General features: G+C 64.1%; 12 protein-coding genes, 1 tRNA gene and 1 pseudogene. 8 read left to right on the forward strand and 6 right to left on the reverse strand.

Going from position 1 to position 11374, the window contains the following annotated elements:
* Positions 1-10 precede the first annotated feature (10 nt).
* Entirely contained in the window at positions 11-922 is a 912-nt protein-coding gene (locus AB4Z16_RS24830) for an NAD(P)-dependent oxidoreductase (RefSeq protein ID WP_465248674.1), read from the forward strand.
* 49 nt (positions 923-971) lie between these two features.
* Here AB4Z16_RS24830 and AB4Z16_RS24835 read toward each other — a convergent pair whose 3' ends face one another.
* The 3 genes from AB4Z16_RS24835 to AB4Z16_RS24845 form a co-directional block, all read right to left on the reverse strand.
* The gene (locus AB4Z16_RS24835; protein WP_441514002.1) at positions 972-1715 is read right to left on the reverse strand and encodes an aspartate/glutamate racemase family protein; all 744 of its coding nucleotides are present in this window, start codon (positions 1713-1715) and stop codon (positions 972-974) included.
* A 333-nt stretch (positions 1716-2048) separates the two neighbouring features.
* Positions 2049-2924 (reverse strand): phenylalanine 4-monooxygenase, encoded by an 876-nt coding sequence (gene phhA / locus AB4Z16_RS24840; RefSeq protein ID WP_441514003.1) that lies wholly within the window; start codon positions 2922-2924, stop codon positions 2049-2051.
* Positions 2925-3350: 426 nt separating this feature from the next.
* A tRNA-Leu gene (locus tag AB4Z16_RS24845) sits at positions 3351-3435 on the reverse strand.
* A 205-nt stretch (positions 3436-3640) separates the two neighbouring features.
* Between AB4Z16_RS24845 and AB4Z16_RS24850 the strand changes: the two genes are divergently transcribed.
* From AB4Z16_RS24850 to AB4Z16_RS24880, 7 genes and pseudogenes are all read left to right on the forward strand, one after another.
* Positions 3641-4252, forward strand: coding sequence for a YqaA family protein (locus AB4Z16_RS24850; protein ID WP_441514004.1), 612 nt, complete (start codon positions 3641-3643; stop codon positions 4250-4252).
* Between the two features lie 8 nt (positions 4253-4260).
* A complete protein-coding gene (locus tag AB4Z16_RS24855; protein ID WP_441514005.1) occupies positions 4261-4797 on the forward strand; it encodes a disulfide bond formation protein B in 537 nt (178 codons plus the stop codon).
* A gap of 185 nt (positions 4798-4982) precedes the next feature.
* Positions 4983-6371: an NfeD family protein gene (locus AB4Z16_RS24860; protein WP_441514006.1), complete on the forward strand. Its 1389-nt coding sequence runs from the start codon at positions 4983-4985 to the stop codon at positions 6369-6371.
* Positions 6368-7165, forward strand: coding sequence for a slipin family protein (locus AB4Z16_RS24865; protein WP_441514007.1), 798 nt, complete (start codon positions 6368-6370; stop codon positions 7163-7165). The genes AB4Z16_RS24860 and AB4Z16_RS24865 overlap by 4 nt, the downstream gene beginning before the upstream one ends.
* Positions 7166-7452: 287 nt before the next feature.
* Entirely contained in the window at positions 7453-8307 is an 855-nt protein-coding gene (locus tag AB4Z16_RS24870; RefSeq protein WP_441514008.1) for a DNA-binding protein, read from the forward strand.
* A 193-nt stretch (positions 8308-8500) separates the two neighbouring features.
* Positions 8501-8626 (forward strand): hypothetical protein, encoded by a 126-nt coding sequence (locus AB4Z16_RS24875; protein ID WP_441514009.1) that lies wholly within the window; start codon positions 8501-8503, stop codon positions 8624-8626.
* Between the two features lie 60 nt (positions 8627-8686).
* Positions 8687-9865 (forward strand): annotated as a pseudogene (locus AB4Z16_RS24880) (IS3 family transposase).
* A 336-nt stretch (positions 9866-10201) separates the two neighbouring features.
* Here the strand turns inward: AB4Z16_RS24880 and AB4Z16_RS24885 are convergent.
* From AB4Z16_RS24885 to AB4Z16_RS24895, 3 genes are all read right to left on the reverse strand, one after another.
* Complete coding sequence (locus AB4Z16_RS24885; RefSeq protein WP_441514010.1) at positions 10202-10447, reverse strand: hypothetical protein; 246 nt, start codon at positions 10445-10447, stop codon at positions 10202-10204.
* Positions 10448-10797: 350 nt separating this feature from the next.
* Entirely contained in the window at positions 10798-11223 is a 426-nt protein-coding gene (locus AB4Z16_RS24890; protein WP_441514011.1) for a hypothetical protein, read from the reverse strand.
* A 38-nt stretch (positions 11224-11261) separates the two neighbouring features.
* A partial coding sequence (locus AB4Z16_RS24895) for an IS3 family transposase (protein WP_441511199.1) occupies positions 11262-11374 on the reverse strand: 113 nt, incomplete at its 5' end.

The following is an 11374-nucleotide window of genomic DNA, read 5'->3' on the forward strand; positions in this document are numbered from 1 at the left end:
GAATTTGAAGATGACTGCAACCAAAGAGTCGGTGGGCTTCATCGGCGTCGGGCTGATGGGGCAGGGCATGGCCCGCAATCTGGTCGACAAGGGCTTCCCGCTCACCGTGATCGGGCACCGCAACCGCAAGCCGGTCGAGGAGCTGGTCGCGGCCGGTGCAGTGGAGGCGAAGACGCCGAAGGAGCTCGCTGCGCGCTCCTCCATCATCTTCCTGTGCGTCACAGGCTCGGCCCAGGTCGAGGCGGTGGTGAAGGGCGATAACGGCATCATGGCGGGCGCCAAGCCCGGAACCGTGATCGTCGATTGCTCGACGTCTGACCCGACGGTGACGGTGCGGCTTGCCGCTGAGCTGGAGGCGAAGGGCCTGCATCTGGCCGATGCGCCCCTCGGCGGCACCCCGGCTCAGGCGGCACAGGGACAGCTTTCGGCGATGGTCGGCGCCGCGCCGGATATCTTCGCCCGGATCAAGCCCGCCTGCGAGGCCTGGGCGCAGAAAATCGTGCATCTCGGGCCTGTCGGCGACGGGCACAAGATGAAGCTGATCAACAACTTCCTCTCGCTGGGCTATGCGGCGATCTACGCGGAGGCTTTGACGCTCGGCCAGAAGATCGGGATCACGCCGCAGACATTCGACAGCGTGCTGCGCGGCAGCCGCATGGATTGCGGCTTCTACCAGACCTTCATGAAATACGTGCTGGAGCGCGACCGCGACGCCCACAAGTTCACACTCAGCAACGCCCTGAAGGATGTGCGCTATCTGGAGAGCGTGGCCAACGATGCAGGCGTCGCCAACCCGATCGGCAACGCCGTCAAGAACAGCTATGCGCCGGCGGTGGCGAGCGGGCACGGGGAGGACTATGTGCCGATGCTCTCCGACTGGATTGCCGGGCTCAACGGTGTCTCGCTTGCCGGCAAGGGCTGAGCGAGGACAACGGGGCGTCCGAGGATCGTGCGGGCGCCTCGATCGGGTGTCAGGGCTCCGCCAGCAGGCGGGCCAGGCCGTCCGACAGGCCGGTGCTGGCGACGGGGGCGGGCAAGGCGAGGTCGCCGCTCCCGGGCTTGCGCAAGGGCTGGTTCAGCGCGTCCAATAGCATCCGGACGCCCGCTTCGGCCGAGCAGATCACGGGGATGTCGACATGCGGCTGCACCCGTGTGGCAAGACCGGCGAGGCCGGCGCCGCCGAGGATGACCGCGCCGGCGCCATCACGCCGCGCCACGAGGCGGCAGGCCTCGGCCAGCATGGCGATGGAGCCGTCCGGGTCGCGGGCGATGTCGGCTCCGGTGGGCGCGACGGTCTCGACGGCGGCAAGGCGCCCGCCGAGGCCGATCGAGCCGACGAACTCCCGCAGCATCGGTCCCCAGCGCTCCCCGCCGGTGACGATGGCGAAGCGCTCGGCCTTCTGCGCCGCGAGGCGGCTGCTGGCTTCGGCCATGCCGATGACGGGAACGCGCGCCATCTCCTTGAGCGCGAGTAGGCCGGGATCGCCGAAGCAGGCGAGGTAGACACCATCGCAGCCATGGCCGTGCTCGGCGAAGGCCTCAAGCGCGGCATGAGCCGCCACGACGCTGGCGCTCCTGCTGGCAATGTAATGCGCCCCGAAGCGTCCGGTCACCGGCACCATTGTGGTATCCGGCGGCAGATAGGGCTCGATCACCCGCGCGACCAGGGCCGTCATTTCCGGCATCGTGTTGGGATTGATTACGAGAATGCGCAAAGCGACTGGTTCCCGATTTGCGAAGCGACAGAGCGCGCTCCGGCGAGAGGGCAAGTCTCATCGGCAACGCCTCATCCAAGCCATGAAGGAGCGCGGTTTCCCGCGCAAGAGCCGTCTGTTGTCGTGCGAGGCGGAAGCCGCTCGAACGAAGGCCCGTCGGCGCTGCGAACGCTACGCCAGGCAGGAAGCTCGCCCGTCGCTCACTGCGCGGCGTTGTCCGGGCAAAGGGGCGCGTGCGAATGGTGACGACGATCGGATTGGCCGGCCCCTGCGGTCCTTCGTGCGAGGCGCAATGACCGGTCCTGCATTCTCTCGACGGCGATAAGCCCAAACTCACTTCAGCTTGGTCTTCGTGGCCGGGAATTCGCGCCAGAAATGGCCGGTCCCCTGCCGGAGGACCACATCCTGCGGCAGGATTTCGAAGGGCGTATGGGCCGGCAGGGCGCGCAGCTCCTCGAAACGGGTGGTGAAATCGACGCCCCTGAGCAGCTCGAACAGGTCCTCGAAGCGGTCGATGACGAAATAGGTCGCCTGGAAATCGTCGATGTAATAGCCGGTGCGCAGCACGCGCTCGAGATCGAAGGCCAGCTGGTGGGCGGAAGGGTCGTCCACCACATATTTCGCCTCGCCGAAGGACGAGACGATGCCGGCGCCGTAGATGCGGATGCCCTCGGGCTTGCGGATCAGCCCGAATTCGATGGTGTACCAGTTGAGGCGCGCGAGGAACTTCACGCCCTTGGTCTCGACGGCGACGAGCCCGATGCGGCCATATTCGTTCATGTAGTCGGCATAGGCGGGATTGGTCAGCAGCGGCACGTGGCCGAAGACATCGTGGAAGATGTCGGGCTCCTCCAGATAGTCGAGCTGCTCGCGGCTGCGGATGAAGGTGCCGGCCGGAAACTGGCGGTTGGCCAGCATCTGGAAGAAGGGACGCGACGGGATGAGCCCCGGCACCGCCACCACCTCCCAGCCGGTCAACCGCCGCAGCCGCTCGTTCATGCGCGCGAAATTCGGCACGCCTTCGGGGCCGATGCCCAGCGCGGCAAGACCGTCGAGATATTCCTGGCACACATGGCCCCTCAGGGTGCGCTGCTGGCGCTCGAACAGCGTGCGCCAGATGGCGTGGTCCTCGGGGGTGTACCGCTCCCAGCCCTGGTCGATGATACAGTCCTCGACCGTCTGTGCGGTCAAAAGAGCATGTCCCGACATCGCCTTCTCTCCTCAGAGCCGGCCCTGAGTTCCGGCTGTGACGCTCTGCATGGCCGTAACGGACGACATGGCCTCGCAGATCCCGCAGCGCCGTCGCGAACCACAATACTCTCGCTGCGGCCGGGCGCGAAGGACGTGAATTGAGGATCGCCGACGGAGGGAACTCTGTGATGGCCGGTGCGACTTGGATCGGGCCTAAGCCCTGGCCGCCCAAGGCATCCGCATCAGTTGATCGAGCCGGGGCCCGTCGAGATGACGATCCATACGGGGGCACGAACCCGTCTCGGCGGCAGATGCTGGCCTGTGCTCGTCGGAGGCCAACATTTTCTCGCGCCCATCGACGAACGCTCGAGAAGGCCGAAAGCGAAAGGACCGCCAAACCCGGGGGGCCGGAGCGGCTTTTCGGTTGTCCGCAAAGCAGATTTTTGGTGCCCCTGGCCGGGATCGAACCAGCACTCCTTGCGGAACTCGATTTTGAGTCGAGCGCGTCTACCAATTCCGCCACAGGGGCCCATGCAGGCGGGCGGACTATACCGATCGGCCGATGCCGGTCAATCGTTGGAACGGCAGCGGCGACAGGTTTCAGTGCGCTGTGCTCTGAAGGTCGCGGAGTGTTTCACGCACGGCTCTTGCAAGGATGGCACACCGGGGCCGCGACAATCCTCCCGGAGCGCGCGGGCCGTTGCGTCACGCGCCGCCCCATGGTCTAGAGCGCCATGCTCAAGCGCCTCTACGAATGGACCATGTCGCTCGCAGCCCGGCCGCGCGCCGAGCTCTGGCTGGCCATCGTCGCCTTCGTCGAGAGCTCGTTCTTCCTGATCCCGGCCGATGTGCTGTTCGTGCCGATGGCTCTGGCGCGGCCGCAGCGGGCCTACCGGCTGGCCTTCATCGCGACGCTGTTCTCGGTGCTCGGCGGTATCGCCGGTTATGCGCTGGGGTACTACGCCTTCGAGGCGCTGGCGAAGCCGGTGCTCGCTTTCTACGGCAAGCTTGACGCCTTCGAGACCCTGCGCGCCTGCGCAGGCCCGGACATGACGCTCATCCTGCTGACGACCTCGGGCCTGGCGCATCTGCCGCCGATCAAGGTCGTGACGATCCTGGCCGGCGCAGTCCATATCGGCCTTGCCTTCTTCGTCATTTCCTGCGTGCTGGCGCGCGGGGCGCGCTTCTTCGCCTTGGCGTTGTTGCTGCGTCGTTATGGCGTCTCGATCCGGCACTTCATCGAACGTCGCCTGAAAGTGATCGCGGTCCTCGGCGCCGCCGTGCTGATCATGCTTTATTTCGGCCTCAAGCTCGTTGCAGGTTCGGGCCAGCTGCTTTCCTGCTGAGCCCTGCCATGACCGCCTCTTCAGCCATTGCGTCCCACGGTCCCAACCGGTTGTTCACGCCGCCGCGGTTGATCGCGCTGATCGGACTTGCGAGCCTGGCTCTGATAGGAGGCGCCTGGTTCTTCGAACTGGTCATCCATCTGCAGCCCTGCAAGCTCTGTCTCGAACAACGCGTGCCGCACTATGCCGCCATCGGCCTGGCTCTCGCGGCGCTGGTGCTGGCACGTTCGCCGCGGCTGCAATGGCTCGTTCTGCTCGGGTTGGCCGGCCTGATGGCCTGGAGCACAGGGCTCGGCTTCTACCACGCGGGTGTCGAATGGGGCTGGTTCGTCGGGCCGAATGATTGCGGGGGCGCGGCCTCGGCAGCAGCCGGCATGCAGGATTTCATGAAGCAGCTGCAGACGACCCGGATCGTCGCCTGCTCGGAAGCGGCGTGGCGTTTCCTCGGTCTGTCGCTTGCAGGCTGGAACGCGCTGGTATCGGCCGGGCTGTTCCTGCTCGCCATCTTCGGGCTGCTACGCGGCAAGGCAGTCGGCGCTCCCTAGATCGTTCCGCTCGATCCACTAGATCCTCGAAAATCGGGCGCCGGTCACTCGCCCGCGGTCGCAAGCTGAATGAGCGAAGGCTTTCAGGGCGCCATCTCCTGGCAGGAGACATCGCGCCGCCGCTGTCGCCGGCGTCATGGACTTCGCTGGAATCGAGCCCATATAGATTCCACGGAGTTCTGACCGTGAGACTCGTGCGGGTGGCCCTTTTCGCAGCGGCCGTCTTAGCCGCAGCGGTTCTTTCTTCCTTTTCGCCGGCCCGAACGGCGGCGGAACGGGTCGCGTTGAGCACCTCGATCGACGGCGCGATCGGCCCGGGAAGCGCGCGCCAGCTCAAGGAAGCGCTGAGCGTTGCCGCCAGGCGCAATGCCGAAGTCCTCATCCTCCAACTGGACACGCCCGGCGGCCTGGTCACGTCGATGCGCGAGATGATCGCCGACATCCTGGCCTCGCCCGTTCCCGTCGTCGGCTATGTCGCGCCGGCGGGCGGCCATGCGGCGAGTGCCGGGACCTATATCCTCTACGCCACCCATGTCGCGGCGATGGCGCCCGGCACCAATATCGGGGCCGCCACCCCGGTGGAGATGGGCGGTTTACCCTCGCTCCCCGGCGGTGAGAAGGATAACGGCCCGGGCGGCAACGGGAAGGACGCTGGCGGGCGGCCGGCCGGCGACGCGATGCTCGCCAAGGTGACCAATGACGCGGTGGCGCTGATCCGCTCGCTCGCCGAATTGCGCGGACACAACGGCGATTGGGGCGAGAAGGCGGTTCGCGAGGCGGCGAGCCTGTCGGCCAGCGCGGCGCTCGACCAGCATGTCATCGACTTCGTCGCCCGCGACAGGACCGAGCTTCTGCAGCTGGTCGATGGCCGCACCGTCGACGTGGCCGGCAAGAAGGAAGTGCTGGCCACCAAGGGCCTGGCCGTCGAGACGCTCGAGCCGGGCTGGTTCATCCAGCTTCTCTCCGTCATCACCAATCCGAACATCGCCGTTGTCCTGATGCTGGTCGGCGTCTACGGCCTCGTCTTCGAGTTCATCAGCCCCGGCGCGGTGGCGCCGGGCGTGGTCGGCGCCACCTGCCTGCTGCTTGGCCTCTACGCGCTCGATCTGCTGCCAATCAACTATACCGGGCTCGCGCTGATGCTGCTCGGCGTCGCCCTTCTCATCATGGAGGCCCTCAATCCGACGGCCGTGCTCGGGCTCGGCGGCGCGGCCGCCTTTCTGTTCGGTGCGACCATGCTGCTCCAGGTCGAGGGCCCGGGCTTTGCCATATCCTGGGCGATCATCGGCCCCGCTGCGGCGGTGACGCTGGGGCTCGCGCTGCTGGCCGGCACCTATGTCTGGGCGGCGCGGCGCAACCCGCCCCGCGTCGGCGGCGAGGCGATGCGCGGGCTTGCGGTGGACATCCTCGACTGGGACGGAGGCGAAGGCCATGTGCTGGCGCTCGGCGAACGCTGGCGGGCGAAGGCTAGCGAGCCAATCATGCCCGGGGACAGCGCCGAGGTGACCGCGGTCCGCGACCTCGTCCTGACGGTACGGCGGCGCGATGCGGCGAACGATGGAGCACGACGATGACGACGATGGTCGGCTACGTGGCCTATCTGATCATTGCGCTGCTGGCGGCTTTCTTCCTGTCAGCGGCGATCCGCATCCTGAGAGAATATGAGCGCGGCGTGGTCTTCACGCTCGGTCGCTTCACAGGAGTCATGGGGCCGGGCCTCATCATCCTCGTGCCTTTCGTCCAGCAGATGGTGCGCGTGGACCTGCGCGTCGTGGTGCAGGACGTGCCTCCGCAAGACGTCATCTCACGCGACAACGTCTCGGTGAAGGTCAACGCCGTGCTCTATTTCCGCATCGTCGATGCCGAGCGCGCGATCATCCAGGTCGAGGATTTCATGACTGCCACCAACCAGCTGGCGCAGACGACGCTACGCTCGGTACTCGGCAAGCACGAGCTCGACGAGATGCTGGCCGAGCGCGACAGGCTCAACAGCGACATCCAGGAGATTCTCGACCAGCGCACCGATGCCTGGGGCATCAAGGTCTCCAATGTCGAGATCAAGCATGTCGACCTCAACGAAAGCATGGTCCGCGCTATCGCCAAGCAGGCCGAGGCGGAGCGGCTGCGGCGCGCCAAGGTCATCAACGCCGACGGGGAGCAGCAGGCCGCGGCAAAACTGGTCGAAGCCGGCCACATGCTGGCAGCGGAGCCGCAAGCCATGCAGCTGCGCTATTTCGAGGCCCTGCATGACATCGCGGGCGAGCGCTCCTCGACGGTGGTGTTCCCGCTGCCGGTGGATCTGTTGAGTCAATTCCTCAAGCAGCCTGCAGGTGAAGGCGGGCATACGACAAACGCCCCCGGTGGCTAGGCATACAGCTTGTGGCGCACCCCATAAGTGAACGCCGATGATTGTCTAGGTCGTTGATTTTTGGTCGGCATTTACCCGTATAAGGCTGTCGCAATACACCCCAAAAATGCGCAACGGCAGGGGGTTCGCACCCCATAAGTGGGAAGCGCTGAATTATCTTCGAGCCCGGCGTCGTCAGCGCCGAGATATCGGGCGAATTGTCGCGCTAGAAGCCGGTCAACTCTCCTCCACAGATCAATTCCGCCTTCACATTTCGATGGCATGGATTGGTGGCGTTGGAGGAGCCTATGCCTACGAGAGAAGACGTTTTTCGTGTCGCCGATGAGATGCGTAAGGAACCGGTGAGGATTTCGATCCGAAGTGTTCGAAAGAGGCTGCCAAACGGCGGGTCCTATCGCTCAATCGGGGAGCACCTTGCCGATTGGAAGATCGAGCGCTCCTATCAGCCCGCTCTGGAGACACCCCAGCTTCCGGAGGCCCTGCAACGTCAGTTGGCGACGTTGGGCAAGACACTTTGGGACGAGGCAGTGAAGGAGGCGGCTCGGCAATTCGACTCCGAGCGAAAGCGCATCGAAGGTATCCGGTCAGAAAACGAACGGCTGCGGGACGAGGGCCTTGTCATCGCGGATCTTGCCGAGGCGCGAATTCAGGATGCAGAGCGTCGGGCTGAGCAGCTGGCGTGCGATTTGGCTGTCGCCCGCGCAAAAATTGACGACCTAACTCGTCGAGACGATGTTGTGGGCGGGAGCCCTACAGAGCTTCAGCTCAGCGACCGCGACGTTGTGCCTGAAGCCAGCAAGGCGCCGGAGGAACCGGCGGAAGGTAACAGCCACGAACTCAAATCGCTTGATCCCGCCGTAAGGCGTCGCATGGCGAATGAATTCTGGGATCGCGTGATGATCGAAGTGCAGGCTCAGATGCGGCGTCTGTCGCCAGAACGACCGGAGGCTTTCCGCGCGGCCGAGCTTTTGGCTTATCTCCCGAAAAAATTGCTCGATGAGGCTGAGCGGCGCCAGGAAAAACTAAGTGCGAGTGTTCTTTCCAGCCGAATGACGACCAGGGCTAACCACAAGAGGTTCTTCGTGAAGGAGCCGGGTCGCGCGGCGTTCACGCTGCTGGAGGGATATCAGCACGCGGGGTAACAGGTAACACTTCGAGCTGCTGTTACCTCAACCCGCAGGGTGCGCATATCCACATCGACGCTCGCCTCGCGCCGCTGGTGAAGGAGCTCATCGACGTTCTCGTCGAGGCAGGCGCCGTGGCTTTTGGGCCCCTGAACACCGAGCTCAGCCCGGAAAGATCCTTGGGGTTTCCCGCCCCCTCGTCGTGCAGCGCATGGGGGATGGGCGCCTGCCGTTCCACTACGCACGCACCCATCGGCGCTGCAAGCTCACCGACATCCTGACGCTAGTGAACCGAGAGGTCGAGCAGAACGCCGACATTGCCCAGACCTTCGACTGATCCACCCCCGTTGAATTGGTCCACCCTGAAGTATGTCTTTTGGCAGACAGGAGGACCGCAATGCCGAAGAAGCGTCACAAGCCCGAAGAGATCGTCGCGAAGCTGCGCCAGGTCGATGTGCTGGTTTCGCAGGGCCAATCCGTTGCCGATGCGATCCGCTCGATCGGCGTAACGGAGGTTAGCTACTATCGTTGGCGCCGTGAGTTCGGCGGCCTGAAGTCGGATCAGGTCAAGCGGATGAAAGAGCTTGAAGCCGAGAACGCCCGGCTCCGCCGCGCCGTCGCGGACCTGACGCTCGATAAGCTGATCCTGAAGGAGGCGGCTTCGGGAAACCGGTAAGCCCCGCGCGTCGCCGTGCCTGCATCGACCATGTCCGGCTCGCTCTGAAGGTGTCGGAGCGGCGGGTCTGCCGTGTATTGGGGCAGCACCGCTCGACCCAGCGCCGGGTCCCGCGCGGACGCGACGATGAGGAGCAACTCATCGCCGACATCGTCGAACTGGTCCGCTGCTATGGCCGCTACGGCTATCGCAAGATCGCCGCGCTGCTGCGCTCGACGGCAGGCTGGGTGGTCAACGACAAGCGGGTCGAGCGCATCTGGCGACGCGAGGGGCTGAAGGTTCCGACCCGACAACCCAAACGAGGTCGGCTCTGGTTGGGAGACGGATCCTGCATCCGCCTCCGCGCCGAGCGGCCCAACCATGTCTGGTCCTACGACTTTGTCGAGGACCGCACCCATGACGGGAGAAAGTATCGCATGCTCAACATCATCGACGAGTTCACCCATGAATGCCTGGCGATCCGCATCGACCGGAAGCTGAAGGCGATCGATCATCGACGTGCTCTCGGACCTGTTCATCCTGCGCGGTGTGCCGGAGCATATTCGTTCAGACAACGGCCCCGAGTTCGTCGCCAAAGCGGTGCAGGGTTGGATCAGCGCGGTTGGCGCGAAGACCGCCTACATCGCGCCCGGCAGTCCCTAGGAGAACGGCTTCATCGAGTCATTCAATGCCCGGTTGCGCGACGAACTCCTCGACGGCGAAATCTTCTACACCCTCGCGGAGGCGAAGATCATCGTCGAAAGCTGGCGGCGGCACTTCAATACACTGCGCCCGCACGGCTCACTCGGATACAAGCCTCCCGCCCCGGAGGTCTTCATCCCCGCCATGACCGCACGGGCGGCTGCGCAACCCAGACCAGCTACGCCGCCCGCGCTGGCGCCCAGGCCGACCGTCCACTAACAATCAACTTGGACCTCTCGGCGGGGGCGGATCACGACGATCTGATGGATGTTGGTGACGCTTCCGCCCCCTGAGCAGACGGTTCTGGCGGACGCGAACGTCTTCCACTCAAGAGGCCAACGCAACATCCTGATGACCTTGGCCGTTGAATCGACCTGCGCTTGACGGATGTCATAGAGCGCGAGTGGGTTAGCTCGCGCGAATGCCCATAGCGATGCCAGCACGCGGCGTAGTGGGTAACAGGTAACGCTTCGAACTACGGTTACCTCAAGACGGAGCCGTTAGGTGCACGGCAGCGAACCTGAGTGTGTGGGGATTTTCTTCGTCACAGCACGCCTAACGCTGCCTGTTCGAGATCCAACTGTGATGGCAACCGTGGAGAAGGCGCACGAAGGCCTGCGGAATCTCGATGTAGCCGAGTGCTTCCTGGCGGATATCAAAGTCCGCGATAGCCTCTGTCAGAGCCTCGAACTCTCGCTCGCCATCTGAGCCAGGAGAGGACGGGAGGAGCTCCGCCGCTCGCAAAACAGCGATTTTCCTTTGTTGATAGGACGAAATCGTCAAGGCGTCGGCGTTCGGCATGACACCACCTCATCGCTACGCAACCCCGCCCGGCTAGGCTAACATCTGGTTACAGGAATACGAGTCTCTTCGTCGTCACCCTCGGAATGGTTTAGGGCCATTGCAGGGCGCTGTTCCCAGATCTCAATAGCAGCGTTGTCTTGCCGAGCTGCCGCGGGCCGAGTAGGGCGACAGCGGAGATTTCGTTGAGAAGCCTAGCGATTTCGACAGCCATTCCGCGGTCAATTATCCTTGCAATCATGGAATAGGGTTCCAGGTTTGCAAGGATGATCCCTACCAACGCCTTCAGTGCTGAACCTGCCGACGAACTCAGCCAAACTTCGAGGTGCTCCGCCACCCTCCGCCCGGGCTTAAGCGACCGACCTGTCAGCCTTGCGGTCTAGATCGAGTTCCAGCTGCTTCATGTGCCTGAATTGAAACATGCCCTCCAGAAGGTAGTCCTCTCCTTCTTCGTCATACTGCTTTTTGAAGCGCTTGGTGGCTGACCGCGAGATCACGAACTGCCCCAGGCCGCTTCCATCCTCAAGTCGACCGGAGAGCTCGGTATGGCCGAGAATGATACTCATACACAGCCGATCCAGCGGCGCGGCGTAGGCGCGCGCAGCCTTTTGGAGCGGTAGCGCGCCGTCTGGACAGGCAGTTAGCACAGGAACGCCCATTCCGAGGCGTTCGAGGAACTCTTCGATGTGATCACGACGAAACGCGTACTCGTGGCGCTCACCGCCGCCTTTCACGACCGGGGTGAAAAAGCCGGACTTGATGAAGCGTTGGACCATCAGATTGAATAGCCCCGAGTTTCGTAGACGCCGTCGGGCTACATCTGGTGCTGCCGTTCGAACTCGACGGGTGACAGCATCCCGTTCCTGACGTGCTTGCGCTTTGGGTTGTAGAACATCTCGATGTAGTCGAACACGTCCTGCCTTGCCT

This window comes from Allobosea sp. TAF32, assembly GCF_052113585.1.
Taxonomy (GTDB): domain Bacteria; phylum Pseudomonadota; class Alphaproteobacteria; order Rhizobiales; family Beijerinckiaceae; genus Allobosea.

Bases quoted from the DNA above. Each gene is read 5' to 3' on its own strand.
- AB4Z16_RS24830 (WP_465248674.1), top strand. From the start codon at position 11: ATGACTGCAACCAAAGAGTCGGTGGGCTTCATCGGCGTCGGGCTGATG.
- AB4Z16_RS24850 (WP_441514004.1), top strand. From the start codon at position 3,641: ATGCTCAAGCGCCTCTACGAATGGACCATGTCGCTCGCAGCCCGGCCG.
- AB4Z16_RS24875 (WP_441514009.1), top strand. From the start codon at position 8,501: ATGGGGGATGGGCGCCTGCCGTTCCACTACGCACGCACCCATCGGCGC.
- AB4Z16_RS24890 (WP_441514011.1), bottom strand. From the start codon at position 11,223: ATGGTCCAACGCTTCATCAAGTCCGGCTTTTTCACCCCGGTCGTGAAA.
- AB4Z16_RS24885 (WP_441514010.1), bottom strand. From the start codon at position 10,447: ATGCCGAACGCCGACGCCTTGACGATTTCGTCCTATCAACAAAGGAAA.
- AB4Z16_RS24865 (WP_441514007.1), top strand. From the start codon at position 6,368: ATGACGACGATGGTCGGCTACGTGGCCTATCTGATCATTGCGCTGCTG.
- AB4Z16_RS24855 (WP_441514005.1), top strand. From the start codon at position 4,261: ATGACCGCCTCTTCAGCCATTGCGTCCCACGGTCCCAACCGGTTGTTC.
- phhA (WP_441514003.1), bottom strand. From the start codon at position 2,924: ATGTCGGGACATGCTCTTTTGACCGCACAGACGGTCGAGGACTGTATC.
- AB4Z16_RS24870 (WP_441514008.1), top strand. From the start codon at position 7,453: ATGCCTACGAGAGAAGACGTTTTTCGTGTCGCCGATGAGATGCGTAAG.